This window comes from Robertmurraya phoenicis, assembly GCF_047302285.1.
Lineage (GTDB): Bacteria > Bacillota > Bacilli > Bacillales > Cytobacillaceae > Robertmurraya.
Genome location: NZ_CP154845.1, coordinates 146,104 through 163,510 on the forward strand (window position 1 = coordinate 146,104; position 17,407 = coordinate 163,510).

A 17,407-nucleotide genomic window follows, 5' to 3' on the forward strand; every position below is an offset into this window, starting at 1 on the left:
CTGCTTTTTAGGGGGATCTTTTTAATAAAAACTTTAAATGATTAGAGGGAAATTATGAAAAAATATTACCTTATTATTCTGGTAGGGGTTTGTTTGATAGGTTATGCATCATGGGAGATCTTCCAGTCCAAAGTTAAAGCAAGTCAAACATTGGAGGAAGCCAAACAGGTGATTGAAGAGCCCACATTAGTAAGCAGTAAAGATGATTTTTCACCAAGGCAAGGAGACACGGTTGGTTTATTAAAGATTCCAGCGATAAGCTCAGAATTAGCCATCGTTGAGGGAACCGATCCAGATGAATTAGAAAAAGGTGTAGGGCACTATAAAGGCTCCTATTTTCCAGAGCAAAATGGGCAAATTGTTTTATCAGGGCATAGGGATACAGTATTTACTCAACTAGGAGAACTGAAATTGGGGGATGAACTTCAAGTAGAAATCTCTTATGGGGAATTTTCATATGAAATAGTTGATACGAAAATAGTTGATGCAGATGATAGAAGTATTATCACTTTACAAAATGAAAAAGAAGAGTTGATTTTAACGACATGTTATCCTTTTGGATACATCGGGAATGCACCACAACGTTATATTATTTACGCTGAAAAGAAATAAATTCTATTCCAGTAAGGTGGAAGCTAGGCTTTTTAATTCTAATCGAAAAAACAGAAAATCACTCCTGAGGTCAGGAATGATTTTTCATTAATATATTGATTCTATTTTCGGTTTGATTGTCTTTAAGAGGGATATGAACAGAAACTTCAAGCTCGGGATAACCCAATGGTTGTAATGTAAGATGATCAAAAGTGAGTACTCCAACCTCTGGATGATTGAGCATCTTATAGGCATCTTGATCATCGAGTACATCATATTGTTGCCAATATGCTTCAAACTCCTCACTTTTTATACTTAATTGTTCTACCTGATTAGTCCACCATGGATCATCAAGATACTTTGCAAAACCTGCTCTAAATTTAGCGATTGTTCGTTTCGCATGATCCTCCCATTGCTCTCCTTTTAATATGCGAAAAGATTTCGATGTGAAAGTGATCCAAAGAAGGTTGCGTTCTTTCTCAGATAGTAAATCGTAATTGCCATGTACGGCAGAGAAGGAGGCATTCCAAGCAAGGATGTTCATTTTAGTATCCATCACTGCGGCTGGAGCTATTCCAAAACTATCTAAAAGTCTTTGGAGCTTTTCACTTACCATCCCATTCCGATTATTCAAGCGCTCAGGAGGCTGTTGGCGGTGAGCTAGCAGAAATAGATGTTTTCTTTCTGAATCATTTAATTGAAGTGTTCTTGCCAAGCTTTCTAGGACTTCAGTTGATACATTTATGTCTCTTCCTTGCTCTAAATATGTGTACCATTCAAGACTTATCCCGGCTAGAGTAGCGACCTCTCCCCGACGGAGACCGGGGGTTCTTCGTCGCTCTTCAGGCAAGCCGAAAAGTTTAGGCGACAGGCGTTCGCGACGATTACGCAAAAAATGGGCTAATTCTTGATGGCGATTTGAATTTGATTTGGACATGAACGTTCCTCCCTTTGGTTGCGATTTAGTAAGATGGTAGTAGCAATCCTAGAATAAACATCCCTCTGAATGCTGAATTAGCTTTACTATACAATATTATTGTAAAAGGCAGTTACATTTTAAAGGAGTGATTTATCATGATTATACAAAACAACACAGTCCTGATTACAGGTGGAGCTACTGGAATCGGTTTTCAACTCGCCACTAGATTGCTAGAGCAAAATAATAAAGTAATTATAGTCGGTAGAAGAGAAGAGAAACTAAAAGAGGCAAAATCTATGCATCCAGAACTTGTTACATATACAAGCGATTTATCAGAAGAGAAGAATCGCATAAGGTTAGTGGAACAAGTGATGAAGGATTTTCCAGACTTGAATGTTGTTATTAACAATGCAGGGATTATGCATTACTTAAACTATGATGATATTAAACCATGGGATTATGTAGAGAAGGAGATTAAAACAAATCTATCAGCACCGATCCATCTTACACATTTGTTGATCCCACATTTGCTTAAACAAGAAAACGCTGTGCTCATCAACATCACATCGGGATTATCACATGTACCATTAGCAGCAACCCCGGTGTATAGTGCCACTAAGGCTGCCTTGCAATCATTTACACAATCTATGAGACACCAATTGCTTGGTAAAATCCGTGTTATTGAAGTCTCACCGCCACTTACAAATACTGACTTAGGCATACCTGGCTCAAATACTGCAGGGATCCCTGTAGATTTTTTTGCTGATAAAGTCATATCAGGTCTAATAAAGGGTGAGGAAGAAATTACCTACGGGTTTTCAGAATTGACTACTAACGCTAATAGAATAGAACGACAAGAGATATTTAATCAATTAAATGGGGTATGAGTAAATGTTTCGTAAAAAAACTGGCCTGGGGAATTCTCGGCCAGTTTTGTTTTAATGTTTTGGAATGCTAGTCTATTTCTCACGAATAAACCGCAATGCCCGACTAATTGTTGTTGGAACGATAGAAGCGTGATTTTCATTTGGAGCGATATGCAGCATTTTTGAAGGAACAGGTAATTCTTCATAGAACACTTTTGCATCCTCTACCATGAAGCCTTCATGTTCACCGACAGCGATAAATAATTTTTGCAGATCGTGAGGATGGGCCTTTTTTACATAATCATGAAGCTCTTTTCCGTTCCACCAAATAGAAGGGCTTATGGCAAGGTAAGTTTGAAAATCGTGACAGTGAGTCAAATAGCACCAAATTGCATAGTACCCAGCTAAAGAATGTCCATAAAGAGTTTGTTTATTTGTATCCACCTCAAACTTTTTTTCAATAAAGGGTTTTAGTTCCTCTTCCATGAATTTTTGAAATAGGGGTGCTCCACCATTTTCTCCTAGGTCCATGTGTTTCCCTTTAGCATGCTTCGGGAAAATATATTGGTCTGCAGGGGCGGTGAATTCATAAAATCTACGCTGCCTCATATCCTTCTCATCGTGACAAATTCCGACAACAATACTCGGTTCTATTTTTGTCTTTCGTTTATTTTGTGACTGAAGTTTAATCGCATGTTTAGCAAATTCAAAATAGGATTGTCCATCCAACACATAGATAATCGGAAATCCAGTTTGTGGAGGAGTCGTATTCGGTACATACACTTGAATTGTATATTCATACTCAGTTGATTGCGAGAAGTAATGAAACTCAAAATCTCTTTTTTGCAAATTTGCCAATCTCCTTTACAACAAAATAATCATTGAATGAATCCAATAGTAATACATTCCTTCGCTATCATACAAATCTATTTTCCGTTTTCTCATGCCTAAAAAATACAAAAATGAATGTGCATAATTGAAAAAAATCCATTATTTATAAAAATAAACGTTTATTTTAAAGGAAATAGCGTATTGATCTAGGGAAAAATGTCCATTCTTTCATCCGCAAATATCTATTCATTTCCCTAATATGGTTTGATAGGATGGGATCAGTAATGAGAATCAATATCAATTAAAGTTGGAGGGAAATAGATGAGTAAGTATTGGAAATATGGGATGGCTGCCTTGTTAACCTTTTCTTTGGCTGCTTGTAACACATCAGAAGAAAGTAGTACAAAAACAGAGGAACAACCGGTTGAAACAGCAACCAAATCAGAAGTAGAAGAAGTGAAGGAAATAAAATTAAATTACTTAGGGACGGAGTATACCTTTTCAAACCCAGTAGAGAATATTGTAGCTGCAAGCTTTGAAGCAATGGAAGATTCAGTCGCTCTTGGGATTAAACCAGTCGGTGTTTTAGAAGTGGGTGGAAAAATCCCCGAATATTTAAATGAACTTGAGGGAGCAACATTAGTTGGAAATAAGAGAGCTCCGAGTGCTGAAGCGATTCTTGCTCTAGACCCCGATGCCATCATTGGAACGTCTAAATGGGGTGAAGATGTGATGACTCAAATGAATAAATTGGCTACGACTCTACCATACTCTCATATTTCAGCTAATTGGAAAGATAATCTACTAGCTTTAGCTGAATTAACCAATAAAACGGCAGAAGCTGAAAAATTGATTGCTGACTATGAACAAAAAGTTGCTGATACAAAAGAAAAGATTGCTAACTCTGACATAAGCGAAAAATCAGTTCTTATGATTCGTGTCCGTGGTGGGTTAATGAACGTCTATCCAGAGAATGTTTATTTTAACCCGATTCTTTATCAAGACCTAGGATTAAAAGTTCCCGATGTCGTTACAAAGGCTGAAGCACAAGCGGAAATTTCATTAGAAACGTTAGCAGAGGTAGACCCAGATAGTATCTTCTTACAATTTGAGGAAACAGAAAATGCTGATGCTCCTAAAGCGTTAGAAGAGCTTCAAAATAATGCGATTTTTAATAGCTTGAAAGCATCAAAAAATGGAGAAGTGTACGTGAATACAATCGCCCCTTTAGCTGAAGGTGGTACTGCTTGGTCGAAAACAAGATTTTTAGATGTTGTGGAAGAAAATTTACTGAAGTGAGTTGATTTCACGATGTAAGACGGTGCACAAAAAAAAGAATATTAAGAGGCTACGTCGCTTTTTAGGCCATGTGTGTTCGTTTTTTAACTTGAAGTGTAGATTAAAATATGGAAGTGGGAGATTGGAAGCAGGATTATTCTTTGCTTCCAATCTTCACGTTAGAAGATAGGTGCAAAAGAGTGAATCAAACAGCTAAAATTCGAAAGATTATTATGCTCATAACTCCTTTACTCATCATCGGGATTACGGTGATCTCTGTATTGTATGGAACAAAGGAGATAAGTATTGAAACGATTTGGCAAGCGCTGATCGATTTTGATGAAAGGAACGCCGATCACCAAATCATTCGTACTAGTAGAATCCCTAGAGCAATCGCCGTTTTATTCGTCGGTGCCTTTTTAGCTGTTGCAGGAGCAATTATGCAAGGAATTACCCGTAACTATCTTGCTTCACCATCTCTAATGGGGGTGAATGATGGATCTGCTTTTGTCATTACATTGGCCATTGTCTTCGTGCCAGGATTACCGAATTACCAAATGATTCTTTTATCAATTATTGGTTCTGCACTTGGAGCAGGCTTAGTTTTTGGATTTGGAGCAGCGATCAAAAATGGGTTATCACCTGTACGGCTAGCGATTATTGGTACGGTAATTGGAACCTTTTTAAGCAGTGTCGCATCAGCTATTGCGATGTATTTCCAAGTCTCCCAAACTGTTGCCGCATGGTATAACACAAAAATTCATATTGTGAACACCGATATGCTGTTGCTTTCCATTCCATTTGGCTTAGTGGGGATGATCATCGCTCTATTTTGTGCACGTGCCATTACGGTCACATCCTTAGGAGACGATATTGCGGTGGGCCTTGGGCAAAAAACAAAGCTGATTCGCTACTTATCGATGATAGCTGTTGTTTTATTAACAGGAACCGCAGTAGCCCTCGTCGGAAAAATTGCCTTCGTTGGACTGGTGATCCCGCATGTCGTTCGATTTTTAGTTGGAGTAGATTATCGTTCGATTATTCCATGTTCCATCCTTGTTGGTGCCTTTTTCCTTAGTCTTTGTGATTTAGTCAGTCGTTTTATTAACTATCCTTTTGAAACGCCGATTGGGGTTGTAACCGCTTTTGTCGGCATCCCATTCTTCCTCTATTTAATCCGCTCTCGTGGAGGTGATAGGCATGCCTAAACGGAAGAAGAGTCAAATTTTTATCATAATTACCATCCTTTTCTTGCTTATCTTTAGCGGATTTTACCTCCATGTCACCAATGGCATGTTTGATATGAGTGTCTTAGAGGTGATTAATACTCTCATTGGTTTTGAGGATAATGAAAAGTTTCGACTGGTTATTTTCGAACTTCGCCTCCCGCGGATTGTGATTGCGATTTTAGTAGGGATTGGTTTAGCGTTAGCAGGCTGTGTCCTACAGGGGATTACGAAAAACGATCTTGCTGATCCTGGGATTCTGGGCATTAACGCAGGGGCAGGAGCGGCCGTTGTCTTTTTCATGTATTTCTTTCAGTTTCAGGCGGTACGTACAGACGGTTCTGAATGGCTAAATATTATGATGATGCCGTTATTTGGATTAGTCGGTGGAACCATCGCTGCTGCAATTATTTTTGTTCTTTCCTATAAAAATGGACGTTTAGATGTACAACGATTACTGCTAACAGGGATTGCCATTAATAGTGGATTCGGTGCCTTGTCTTTATATCTCTCCTTGAAAATGAATGAAAAAGACTTTGAATCAGCTGCGCTTTGGCAAGCTGGTGCAATCTATAATGCAAACTGGGTATTCATCATCTCGATGTTGCCATGGATTCTCATTTTAGGATTCTACATATTTAAAAAGTCTTATTTACTCGATTATTTTCAGCTTGAAGATAACATGGTTGTCAGCTTAGGAATTCATTTGGAAAGGGAGAAAGTCATTTTACTCCTTGCCAGTGTTGGTCTGGTTAGTGCCTGTGTATCGGTATCCGGAAGCATTGGGTTTATCGGATTGATGGCACCCCATATTGCCCGTCAATTAGTGGGGGTTAAACATCGCTATGTTGTTCCTGTGAGCGCACTAATTGGCGCAGCATTGCTTGTGTTTTCTGATTTTATTGGAAAAACATTATTTGCCCCATCAGAATTAGCGGTAGGGATTGTTGTTGCCATTATCGGAATCCCATACTTCTTGTATTTATTAGTTAAATCCCGTTAAAAGGAGGGAGAGCGGATGCAAACGGCTTTTCGTATTGAACAATTAACAGCAGGATATGAACGAAATATGATTTTTGAAAACTTAACGGCTTCAATTGAATATGGAAAAATAACGACAATCATTGGTCCAAATGGTTGTGGCAAATCAACCTTACTTAAAACAATGGGACGGATATTGAAAAAGGAAAGAGGTCAGGTGTTTATTCAAGAGCAGGATATGCAGACTCTTTCAACGAAGGAAATTGCGAAACGATTAGCAATTCTATCTCAATCTCCTTCAGCTCCTCCGCAGTTAACAGTAGGAGAATTAATCTCATACGGTCGTTATCCCCATCGAAAAAATGTCAATCGTCTGACCGAGCATGATAAAGAGATGATTGAGTGGGCGATGGACGTAACTCAAACATCTGAGTTCGAAGCACGTGAGTTGGCACAATTATCAGGTGGTCAAAGGCAACGTGTATGGCTTGCGATGGCATTAGCGCAAAAAACAGACATTCTTTTATTAGATGAACCTACGACATACTTAGATATGGCTCATCAAATTGAAGTCTTAAAAATTGTAAAAAAATTAAATGAAGAGCATCATTGTACGATTGTCATGGTCCTGCATGATATCAATCAGGCTTCTCGTTTTTCAGATACGATTATGGCGATGAGAGATGGGAAAGTGTTAGCGACCGGCACACCTCAAGCGATTATGACACCATCTGTATTGAAAGATGTGTTCCAGATTAAGGCTAATATTATCGAGGATGAGGGGATTCCGATTTGTGTATCGTATGATGTATTGTCTTGAATGATTGAGGGATCCCATTTCGGTTTCCCTCGATTAACCTTGATGTACTTTTCGATAGTTACTTGGTGACATTTTCGTAATATTTTTAAATACTCTACTAAAATAGAAACTATCTTGATATCCAACTGTTTCGGATATTTCAGAGACGGTTAACTCACTAATGGTCAACAATTCTTTCGCTTTTGAAATTCTGTATCTCGTTAAATACTGAATCGGGGTTAAACCGGTAATTTTCTCAAAAAGATAGGCAATTCTTCTCCGATCTATATCGAACATATCAGCTACTTCACTGATTGAAACTTCCTCCTCATAGTGAGTATGAAAATAATCTAAGATTTTCGTCACTTGCTGCAACGTAAAGTTATATTGACTATTTCTAGCTCCATGTAAAATGGCTTGAAGGAGATTCATAAAAAGAACCTTTAACTCAAATTGCGAAAAATAATCAGGATTCATATTTTTGCCTAATAACTGTTGAATTACATTTAGGACATCGTCCATATGATCAATTTCAATCGAGAAATGCTTGTTTATAAATGATTTAAAGTGCTCTTCTGCATGGATTAAATGATAGTGTATGACGACATAACTCCACTCTTCCTCAAACGTTTTAATCTCTATATCCATACCTGCACCAGCATGAACGATCATATTTTCATTGATATAATAGGGAACTCCATTCAATGAGAAGCGAGCGGATCCCTTTAATGGAATGATCAGTCCACAAGTTTGCGAATCGGTCTTGCGATTTGTATCTATTTTTCCAGCCGGTAATGTACTTTTAAAAGCATTTCTAAATTCAATCGAGGAGGTCGCAAAATACTCGATTAATTCATTCGTTTTGATAGCCAATGTAGTCACCCTTTATAAACTCAATTGAAAATGATTATCATTATTAATAATTATATCAATATTTAAGATGATTAAAAAGAGAATGTTTTTAAATCATCTAAAGTTATAAATATTACTATAAAGACTTACAAGAGGTCAGGTAATCAAGGGAAGAAGTAGTAGATGAATATTTTATGAGAAGTTATTAGACGCTTAATTCACAGTTTCTATTATGATACTTGTGTACTGTTATAATTATCAACAGTCGATCTTTTAGTAAATCAGATATTTATCATTTTAATTTACAGAGTAAGAGTAATTGATGTTTAAGAAGATTTCCAAATTGAACTTTATTAAAAATAGATTTGTGACATAATGGAATATTTCCGGGAAATATTTCGATGGCTTTATCGCGTTCCAAACTGGAAGAATAACATTAACTAGTTGTATAGACAACTATATCGGTTAATGCTATAATCGAACCGAGATATCGGTTGAAAACGCATTCAAATAAGTTTTTGCACTAATTATTTTTAAATGGGCTTTAGGAGAATGCGAAATCGATTCGTTAAAAAAATATGTAAGAGGAGGTCTTTTACCATGATGAAGTATTTACAAAATCTTGGTAAGTCCCTTATGTTACCGGTTGCGGTGCTACCTGCTGCTGCCCTACTAATGGGGATTGGATATGCTATTGACCATGAAGGCTGGGGTGCTGGAAATCCAGTTGCTGCTTTTTTCATTGGGGCAGGTTCATCGATTTTAGATTTTATTCCGATTCTTTTTGCGGTTGGGGTCGCCATTGGGATGACGAAGGCAAAGGATGGTGCGGCTGCACTTAGCGGTTTAGTCGGCTATCTTGTTATAACAAAATTACTTTCCACCGATTCGGTTGCGAATTTAAGGCATATTCCAGTTGAAGAAGTAAATATGGCTTTTGACGGAATTGAAAATGTTTTTATTGGTATTATGGCGGGTTGTATTTCAGCGGCCCTTTACAATCGTTTTAGTAATGTAAAACTACCAGATGCTTTAGCGTTCTTTAGTGGAAAACGATTAGTTCCCATTTTAACCGCTATTGTCATGTTGGGTGTTTCCATGGTGATGCTATTTGTATGGCCAGTTGTTTATTCTGGTCTTATTTCATTCGGGGAAGCGATTAGTAGTTTAGGTGCTGTTGGTGCTGGTTTATATGGATTCTTCAATCGCTTATTAATTCCAACAGGTTTACACCATGCCTTGAACAATGTGTTTTGGTTTGATGTAGCAGGAATTAATGATATCGGAAACTTCTGGGCTGGTGATGGTGAACAAGGAATTACAGGAAGATATCAAGCAGGATTCTTCCCGATTATGATGTTTGGTCTCCCAGCAGCAGCACTTGCCATGTATCATACAGCGAAAACAAAGCGTAAAAAGCAAGCCGCATCACTACTGATGGCCGGTGGAATTGCTGCATTCTTAACCGGGGTTACAGAGCCGCTTGAATTCTCATTCATGTTCTTAGCGCCAGCACTATATGTGGTACATGCAGCGTTAACGGGGATTTCCTTATTTATCGCGGCAACATTCCAATGGACAGCAGGATTTGGCTTTAGTGCCGGACTCATTGACTTTGTATTAAGCTCACAGCTACCTTTAGCAAATAAGCCGTTTATGTTAATTTTGCAAGGATTAGTATTTGCCGTTATCTATTATGTAGTCTTCCGTTTCCTCATTTCGAAGTTTAACTTCAAAACACCTGGACGTGAAGATGATGATGTTGTCGTAAATGAAGAAATGGCTCAAGCAGGTTCAAAAGACCGTTTTGGCATCATGGCTGAAACGATTTATGCAGGACTAGGTGGAGATAGCAACGTAGTTTCAGTTGATAACTGTGCAACTCGCTTACGAGTCGAAGTAAAAGATATGGATGCTGTTGACCAAAATAAAATTAAAACAACCGGTGTTCCAGGAATTAAAGTGGTTGGAAAGAATAGTATCCAGGTCATTGTTGGAACCCAGGTGCAAGCAGTAGCAGAAGAAGTGAAGAAAATCCGTAAAGAGGATTAATGAAAAAAGGCTAGTATCTCCTATGGATACTAGCCATCTTCTTTGGGAAAAATATACCGACTATGTTTTCGAAAAGATCCTCATTAGTCACGTTTCATGGTCATTTTAAATTTATATTTATCTGCACGATAGGAAGAGATTACGAATTCGATTGGAGTTTGTTCTTCATTTTGTAAAAAGGTGGTTCGCTCCATCACTAAGACAGGACTATCCTTTTTAATCTTTAAATACTTCACTTCGTCGTCATTTGCAAGGGAAGCTTCGATGGTTTGATGACCAAATCCAATTTTAAATTGCAATTTTTTTTCTAAGTAGTCGTAAAAAGAAGTTGAGAAATCTTGATAGTCCATATCACCAATGATTTTTTTCGGTGTGTAAATGGTCTCTAGTGCAACAGGTTCCTCATTTGCTAAACGAACTCGCTTAATTTTGCAAATCATGTCAGTAAGAGAAATAGACAGAATGGAAGCAATTTTTTCATCTGGTAGTACAAAATCAAAGCTAATTAATTGATTAGAAGGGATGAGTCCACGATTTCGCATATCTTCACTGAAACTTGTGAGACCGGATAAATCCTGTTCAAATTTCTTATCTGCGACAAATGTGCCTTTTCCTTTTTCACGATAAACAAGTCCTTCTTTTACTAAATTATTGATTGCTTGTCGAACAGTCATCCGACTGATCGCATATTTTTCGGCAAATTCCCGTTCTGACGGTAAAAGATCTCCAGGTTTTAAATGTATTGAATGGATCATACTTTTTATTTGTTCTTCTAATTGATAATATATAGGTATATGGGATTGTTTATCAATCAAGGAAATAACCCTCCTTCTTTGGAACGTAAGACACTATAAATTTTATCAAAAGAATGTAAGCCTGTACATATGTCTACTGGTATAGACAACTATACTGATTAAAAGGAAGCGAAACTAAAAAATGGAACGTTTATTGATTAATCATGTAAAAATCTTTTTAGAAAACAAAATTATTGATGGTGGGGCTGTATGGATAGAAAATGGACAGATTAAAGCAATAGAGGAGAACCCTGTTGAAAACATAGCTAGTGATGTTCAAATCATCAATGGGAAGGATCTCAATTTAATTCCAGGTTTTATCGATGCACATATTCATGGAGCAAATGGTGCTGACACGATGGATGCAACCGAGAAGGCACTAGATGATATGGCTATCCTGTTACCAAAAGAGGGAACAACTAGCTTTCTAGCTACAACGATTACTCAGTCTCCTGAAAATATAGAAAAAGCATTGGGAAATGTGGCTCGTTATGACAATAAACCAGGTCATGCAGAAGTGGTGGGGGTTCATTTAGAAGGACCATATGTCAATAAAGTTAAAGCAGGAGCACAGCCTGTTCAGTATATTACTGAGCCGGATTTAGAACAATTTAAGCAATGGCAGAAGATATCTGGAAATCAGATTCGTACCATTACAATGGCGCCAGAACTTGATCAAGAGGGAATTTTTATCAAAGCTTTAAATGAACAGGGCATTAATGTATCAGCAGGGCATACGGATGCTGGATTTGCTGAAATAAAAAAAGCCGTTCAGCAAGGGGTCCAGCAATTAACCCATTTGTGTAATGCGATGAACGGAATTCATCACCGTGATATTGGTGCAGTTGGAGCTGCTTTTCAGTTAGAAAGCGTGAATGCAGAGTTAATTCCTGATGGGATTCATGTTTCTCCTGACATGATGGAGCTAATTTATCGAAATGTTGGAAGCGAGAGGCTGATTTTAATTACCGATGCGATGCGGGCGAAGGGATTACCTGCGGGTGATTATGAGCTAGGAGGACAACCGGTGAAAGTAACGGAAGACCGGGCTGTGCTAGAGGATGGAACATTAGCTGGAAGTATTGTGACGATGCGGGATGGTGCTGCAAACATGCTAGCCATCGATGGAGTGACACTCGTCGATATTGTGAAAATGACCTCTCGCAATCCGGCTAAGCAAGTGGGGGTTTTTGATCGTAAAGGAAGCATTGATATTGGAAAAGACGCCGATCTTTTATTAGTGGATGATCAATTGATGATAAAATACACGATTTGTCGTGGAGAAATAGCATTTAAAGGAGAGTAGAACAAATGGAATTTATTAAAGTGAATGATTATCAGGACATGAGTGATAAAGCTTGTGCGATTATGATTGAGGCTATTAAACGTGTGGAGAATCCAGTGCTTGGTTTAGCAACTGGTTCGACTCCAGAAGGTCTATATCAAAAATTAATTGAGAAGTATAGCGAAGGGAAGGTTTCCTTCAAAGACGTGACGACATTTAACCTCGATGAGTATGTCGGTTTGAACAAGGAAGACGCCAACAGCTATTATCGCTATATGAAGGAAAAGCTTTTTAACCATATAGATATTGAGATAGAACGAGTGAATTTGCCAAATGGTACGGCAGATGATCTGATTGCCGAATGCCAGAATTACGAACAACAAATTCAAGAGGCAGGGAGAATTGATCTACAAATACTAGGAATGGGGATCAACGGTCATATTGGCTTTAATGAGCCAGGGACTCCTTTTTCAAGTCGAACACATATTGTTGATTTGGCAGCCTCCACTCGTGAAGCAAATTCAAGATTTTTCCCTACATTGGAGGATGTACCGAGACAGGCTGTTACAATGGGGATTGCTACGATAATGGAAAGTAAAGAAATCCTATTGCTTGTTTCAGGAGAACAAAAAGCAGAAGCGATTGCTCGCCTAGCTGAAGGAGAAATTTCAGAAGTCTTCCCAGCTTCCATTTTACGTAACCATCCGAATGTAAAGGTAATTGTAGATGAAGGGGCAATGGTAAAGCTCTAACGAATAAGGTGGATGAAATGATGCTTAAAGAAGCATGTGTGGAGAATTTTACAAAGGTTCCGGAGCTTATTGCGAAAGGAGCAGAACGAATTGAGTTATGTGATAATCTTGCGGTTGGCGGCACCACGGTAAGCCCAGGGGTTGCAGCGGTGACGATCAAGTATTGTCAAAAAGAAAATGTTAAGGTTATGGCGATGATTAGGCCCAGAGGTGGAAACTTTATTTATAATCTTGACGAAATAGAGATCATGAAGCAGGATCTCCTTCATCTTAAACAGCTAGGCACAGACGGAGTGGTGTTTGGCTGCCTAAATGATGCGAACTGGATTGATGAAAAGGCGATGACTTCTTTACTAGAATTGGCCGAAGGATTAGACATTACTTTTCATATGGCATTTGATCAGATTGCTCCTGGAAATCAGTTCAAAGCGATTGATTGGCTGGCTGAACATGGTGTACTGCGCATTTTAACCCATGGAGGTCCGGCGGATTCTATGATAGAAGATAATTTAGCTAGACTACAGGAATATATAGACTATGCTGCTGGCCGAATCATTATTCTTCCTGGTGGTGGCATAACGGATAAAAATCTGCAAGTGATTAAGACCCAATTGCGGATCCATGAAGCTCATGGCACGAGAATCGTCGGATAAACAATTTCACCATAGTTTTTGAAAGAAAAGAGGCTGGGACATAATGAGAAAGGTGAATTTGAGGGTACTCAAATTCACCTTTCTCTATTTTTGTATGAACCAAGCTACTGCGCAATCAACCGATTTCATGCTCAACCAGAAGTGAAAGATTTAATTCGTCAATGTTTCTGTCAATTTCGCTGCCAAGCCAACCGCATCATACGGATACTGTCTTTTAATAGGGTCTCCATTTTACGCCCCGAAAAGAGAGATTGAGTGTAACCATCATGCATGGAGGATCGGCAGGACAACCTTCATTTCGTCCGGTTTGTCTTATTCGATCCAACCATCACCCTTAAGCGGAATTTTTCCTGTTATCTCATCAATGGAGTCCCTTTTAGGGGGAATAACGGAAGATTTTCCGCTTATGGAGGGCAAAATCGTTTATTTTGGCATTTTTTGAGGGAATAGCAGGAATTTTTCCTGTTATTTCGGCTCTTTTTCATGAGGGTTGCTCATTAAGCGGAATTTTTCCTGTTATTTTTTCATACCGATAGATACGCCAACTGTTTATACGAACACTTTATCCACTCCAAACTGGAATCAAAAAGTCGTTACCACCGACTTTTTGACCCAGCCTCTTTTCTTTTTGGACATTTAAGGTAGTTTACAATTATGTTTACCTGTACACAAGCGGTAAACATTTCGTACATAATTACGTTTACTTGTAAACAAATTCGTATACATATTGTAGCGACTGGATGTAAACAGGTTTGTTACTAAAGATTACGGAAATGTCTACAAATCACAGGAGTTTACGAACTGTTTACAGTTGTATATCTTTTAGCCAAAGCCGATTGAAGAATCTAGTAATCTCTTATAGCCTTTTAATAGAAGTAGAGGATATACCAAAAATGATAGGAAAAGGAATGATGAAGAGATGAATTCTAGAATCGCAGCTGTAGATGTTGGAAATGATTCCATTAAGGCTATTTTTGGTGAATTAGATTATGAATTAAATATCCCTAATATTGTTGCAAGGGATACAGAAGATCGTCCGGTCATTGGAATAGAAGAACTTGATCATAAAGACCCGCTAGAAGGAATACATATTAAGGTCCACTCCCCTGCTTTAAAGGACAATAATGCTATCTACCGTGTTGGCCATTTAGCGACAAAGAGTAGCAATGCAACGGAGCTTGACCCAGGTAGTTCAAAGTCTGAAGAAGATCAAACACTAGTCATGCTATTTGCCACTTTGGCATTGGATGCGGTTCGTGAAGAAAATCATTTTCCTAAAGTTAAAAACGTTGTTGATGCGAATTATACGCTTGGTACAGGCCTTCCTCTCCGAGAAGTGAAAGAAGGCAAGGACGCAGGGTATCGCTCTAAATTAGTAGGTTCTGTCCATCAAGTTGAATTTCTCGTAACGCCTAAATACCAGGGGCTAAAGGTAAATCTCAAGTTTAATGAAGTGAAAATCTATCCTGAGGGGTTTGCCGCTTTTATTAATCTTGTTATGGATCATCAACTCAAAATTATTAATAAGGATTTAATCGATAAAAGAATCATCATCCAAGATATTGGTGGATTATCGACGGATATTGCCGTGATTAAGAACCGTACTGTCGATGATGATAAGGCACAAGGCTTTAATCTTGGAGTATCGGAATCGCTTGAAGCAATAAGAGAAGAAATTAGATCGAAGCATGGCATTGAACTTGATAGTCGTCGTGATGTCGTTGAGATTATCACAAGAAAAAATGATCGAAATCATATTATGGTGAAAGGTAGTAGGACAAGTGTTCATGATATTACGGATCGCATTTTACTAGAGTTAGCGAAAAAACAGTATCGATTATTACGGAATGTTTGGCAAAGGAATTCGCAAACGGAAATCTGTTATTTCGTTGGCGGTGGGGCCAATGTGTTAAAAGAGTATATAAAAACATTGAATAACAATTTAGATGGATACAATATTGACTTTTTTGAAGATGAGAAGGAGAGCATTTGGATGATGGCCAATGCTTATTATAAACTGATTACCGATTTTGTTCGGAAGACAGAAAAACCTAAATCTCCGCAAGAACCTGTAAAGAATTAATAGGGTGTTTTGATGAAAAGTTCTAGTTCAAATGAGATTAAGAGAGGACAAGCCATTTCATTTCGTGTCCCCTCTGATACTCCAGATCATCTATTAAAGCATTTGCAAAGGCTGAAGGAAGTAGAAAGAAGGAATTTTTCGAGTAAAATGGCTGAGTTTGTCCTTCGAGGGGTTAGTGAATCTTCATCAAAGGAACGAGAGACCATTACCGTTCCTCTTCCTCATAAATTAAATAAATCACAGCGAGACTGGTTAAAGCATGAGCATTCAGAGACTCTCTTAGGAGCGATTGTCTATCAATTATTAATCGATCCGATTCGTGCGACAGCCTTGCTGACCTCATTAAATAGCAACTCTATTAATATAAATGAAGCATTGTATTTACAAGAGGACGAAGAGTTCCTTGAAATGGAGAAATCGCATGATCCGCTTCCAGTTATAAAGGAAACAGCCGTAACCATAGCAACGGATAAGGTGGATGATTTAGATGCATTTGAATGGGATTCAGTCGATCACAACCAATCGTTAACTGAAGAAGTGGGTGAGCCGGAAGAAAATGATTTAGACAGTTTGTTAGGGGATTTTCTTAGTAAAATGAATAAGTAAAGTGCATCTAAGCGATCAAAAAACGATTCGTCTCTGAACGAATCGTTTTTTGTTATTATATAGGATTAATGACTCAAAAGACGCTTTTTTTCAAAGTGTTCATGCCTTTTCTTAAATTCAAGAGGAGATTCCTTTTCGTATTTTAAGAAGACTTTACTGAAATAGGCAGCATCAGAGAATCCTAAATCTACGGCGATCCGATATATGGGAAGATTAGATTCTTTGAGGAGGATCTTCGCTTCTTCAATTCGTAATTTTGTCACGTAATCGGTAAAGGTCGTTCCTAACTCTTTCTTAAAGAGTCTGCTAAAATACTGTGGATTTAGATGAACCATATTTGCTACTTCAGTTAGCCGTAGCTCCTGCTTATAATTTTTCTTAATATAACTTATGACTTCCATTAGGATTTGTTGGGTAGAGTTATTTTCAAATATATTGGATGGACTATTACTGTCCACCTTGTAGTTCAATGAAATAGCTCTTTCAATTGCGTGTTTAATTTCTTGTGGTTTTGCAGGCTTTAATAAATAATCGGTTACGCCATATTTAATGGCTTCTTGTGCATAGATAAAATCATTATAGGCAGTAATGATGATGCACTTTACATTTGGAAGAAATTGAATGATTTTTTTCTGTGCTTCAATACCAGTAGCTTCTGGCATTCTTATGTCCATTAGGATAACGTTTGGTTGATAAGCTTTTGCCATTTCAATGGCTTCAGTACCATTTTTTGCATCATTTAGAATTTCAATATTGTGAAATTCCCTTCCAATAATCTTTCTTAAAGCTACTCTTTCCAAGGGTTCGTCTTCAACAATCAAGAGTTTAATCATTTCATA

General features: G+C 38.0%; 17 protein-coding genes. 12 read left to right on the top strand and 5 right to left on the bottom strand.

Going from position 1 to position 17,407, the window contains the following annotated elements; translation table 11 throughout:
• Positions 1-54 precede the first annotated feature (54 nt).
• Positions 55-612, top strand: a complete 558-nt coding sequence (locus AA0X71_RS00675; RefSeq protein WP_413358080.1) for a class D sortase — start codon at positions 55-57, stop codon at positions 610-612.
• Between the two features lie 70 nt (positions 613-682).
• Here AA0X71_RS00675 and AA0X71_RS00680 read toward each other — a convergent pair whose 3' ends face one another.
• Positions 683-1,528, bottom strand: a complete 846-nt coding sequence (locus AA0X71_RS00680) for a helix-turn-helix transcriptional regulator (protein ID WP_413358082.1) — start codon at positions 1,526-1,528, stop codon at positions 683-685.
• A 137-nt stretch (positions 1,529-1,665) separates the two neighbouring features.
• Here AA0X71_RS00680 and AA0X71_RS00685 point away from each other — a divergent pair, with 137 nt between their 5' ends.
• Positions 1,666-2,397 carry an SDR family oxidoreductase gene (locus tag AA0X71_RS00685; protein ID WP_413358084.1) on the top strand — a complete coding sequence of 244 codons (732 nt, stop codon included), beginning with the start codon at positions 1,666-1,668 and terminating at the stop codon, positions 2,395-2,397.
• A 72-nt stretch (positions 2,398-2,469) separates the two neighbouring features.
• On the opposite strand, the gene AA0X71_RS00690 is transcribed toward AA0X71_RS00685, so the two are convergent.
• Positions 2,470-3,225 carry an alpha/beta hydrolase gene (locus AA0X71_RS00690; protein ID WP_413358086.1) on the bottom strand — a complete coding sequence of 252 codons (756 nt, stop codon included), beginning with the start codon at positions 3,223-3,225 and terminating at the stop codon, positions 2,470-2,472.
• Positions 3,226-3,528: 303 nt separating this feature from the next.
• Here AA0X71_RS00690 and AA0X71_RS00695 point away from each other — a divergent pair, with 303 nt between their 5' ends.
• The 4 genes from AA0X71_RS00695 to AA0X71_RS00710 all read left to right on the top strand — a co-directional run bounded on the left by AA0X71_RS00695 (position 3,529) and on the right by AA0X71_RS00710 (position 7,512).
• Complete coding sequence (locus tag AA0X71_RS00695; RefSeq protein ID WP_413358088.1) at positions 3,529-4,506, top strand: ABC transporter substrate-binding protein; 978 nt, start codon at positions 3,529-3,531, stop codon at positions 4,504-4,506.
• A gap of 179 nt (positions 4,507-4,685) precedes the next feature.
• The gene (locus AA0X71_RS00700; RefSeq protein WP_413358090.1) at positions 4,686-5,693 is read left to right on the top strand and encodes a FecCD family ABC transporter permease; all 1,008 of its coding nucleotides are present in this window, start codon (positions 4,686-4,688) and stop codon (positions 5,691-5,693) included.
• Positions 5,686-6,714, top strand: a complete 1,029-nt coding sequence (locus tag AA0X71_RS00705; RefSeq protein WP_413358091.1) for a FecCD family ABC transporter permease — start codon at positions 5,686-5,688, stop codon at positions 6,712-6,714. Before AA0X71_RS00700 ends, AA0X71_RS00705 begins: the two co-directional genes overlap by 8 nt.
• 15 nt (positions 6,715-6,729) lie before the next feature.
• Positions 6,730-7,512, top strand: a complete 783-nt coding sequence (locus tag AA0X71_RS00710) for an ABC transporter ATP-binding protein (protein ID WP_413358093.1) — start codon at positions 6,730-6,732, stop codon at positions 7,510-7,512.
• A gap of 33 nt (positions 7,513-7,545) precedes the next feature.
• On the opposite strand, the gene AA0X71_RS00715 is transcribed toward AA0X71_RS00710, so the two are convergent.
• Positions 7,546-8,364, bottom strand: a complete 819-nt coding sequence (locus AA0X71_RS00715; protein WP_413358095.1) for a helix-turn-helix domain-containing protein — start codon at positions 8,362-8,364, stop codon at positions 7,546-7,548.
• 579 nt (positions 8,365-8,943) lie between these two features.
• Between AA0X71_RS00715 and nagE the strand changes: the two genes are divergently transcribed.
• Positions 8,944-10,395: an N-acetylglucosamine-specific PTS transporter subunit IIBC gene (gene nagE / locus AA0X71_RS00720; protein ID WP_413358097.1), complete on the top strand. Its 1,452-nt coding sequence runs from the start codon at positions 8,944-8,946 to the stop codon at positions 10,393-10,395.
• Positions 10,396-10,478: 83 nt separating this feature from the next.
• On the opposite strand, the gene AA0X71_RS00725 is transcribed toward nagE, so the two are convergent.
• On the bottom strand, positions 10,479-11,210 hold the full coding sequence (locus AA0X71_RS00725; RefSeq protein WP_413358099.1) for a GntR family transcriptional regulator: 732 nt from the start codon (positions 11,208-11,210) through the stop codon (positions 10,479-10,481).
• A gap of 121 nt (positions 11,211-11,331) precedes the next feature.
• Here AA0X71_RS00725 and nagA point away from each other — a divergent pair, with 121 nt between their 5' ends.
• The 5 genes from nagA to AA0X71_RS00750 all read left to right on the top strand — a co-directional run bounded on the left by nagA (position 11,332) and on the right by AA0X71_RS00750 (position 16,568).
• Entirely contained in the window at positions 11,332-12,495 is a 1,164-nt protein-coding gene (nagA, locus tag AA0X71_RS00730; protein WP_413358100.1) for an N-acetylglucosamine-6-phosphate deacetylase, read from the top strand.
• Positions 12,496-12,500: 5 nt separating this feature from the next.
• Complete coding sequence (gene nagB / locus AA0X71_RS00735) at positions 12,501-13,226, top strand: glucosamine-6-phosphate deaminase (protein ID WP_413358102.1); 726 nt, start codon at positions 12,501-12,503, stop codon at positions 13,224-13,226.
• Positions 13,227-13,243: 17 nt separating this feature from the next.
• Entirely contained in the window at positions 13,244-13,879 is a 636-nt protein-coding gene (locus AA0X71_RS00740) for a copper homeostasis protein CutC (protein WP_413358104.1), read from the top strand.
• A 919-nt stretch (positions 13,880-14,798) separates the two neighbouring features.
• Complete coding sequence (locus AA0X71_RS00745) at positions 14,799-15,962, top strand: hypothetical protein (RefSeq protein ID WP_413358106.1); 1,164 nt, start codon at positions 14,799-14,801, stop codon at positions 15,960-15,962.
• A gap of 12 nt (positions 15,963-15,974) precedes the next feature.
• On the top strand, positions 15,975-16,568 hold the full coding sequence (locus tag AA0X71_RS00750) for a hypothetical protein (RefSeq protein WP_413358108.1): 594 nt from the start codon (positions 15,975-15,977) through the stop codon (positions 16,566-16,568).
• Between the two features lie 65 nt (positions 16,569-16,633).
• Here the strand turns inward: AA0X71_RS00750 and AA0X71_RS00755 are convergent, their stop codons facing one another.
• Positions 16,634-17,401 carry a response regulator transcription factor gene (locus AA0X71_RS00755; protein WP_413358110.1) on the bottom strand — a complete coding sequence of 256 codons (768 nt, stop codon included), beginning with the start codon at positions 17,399-17,401 and terminating at the stop codon, positions 16,634-16,636.
• Between the last annotated feature and the right edge of the window lie 6 nt (positions 17,402-17,407).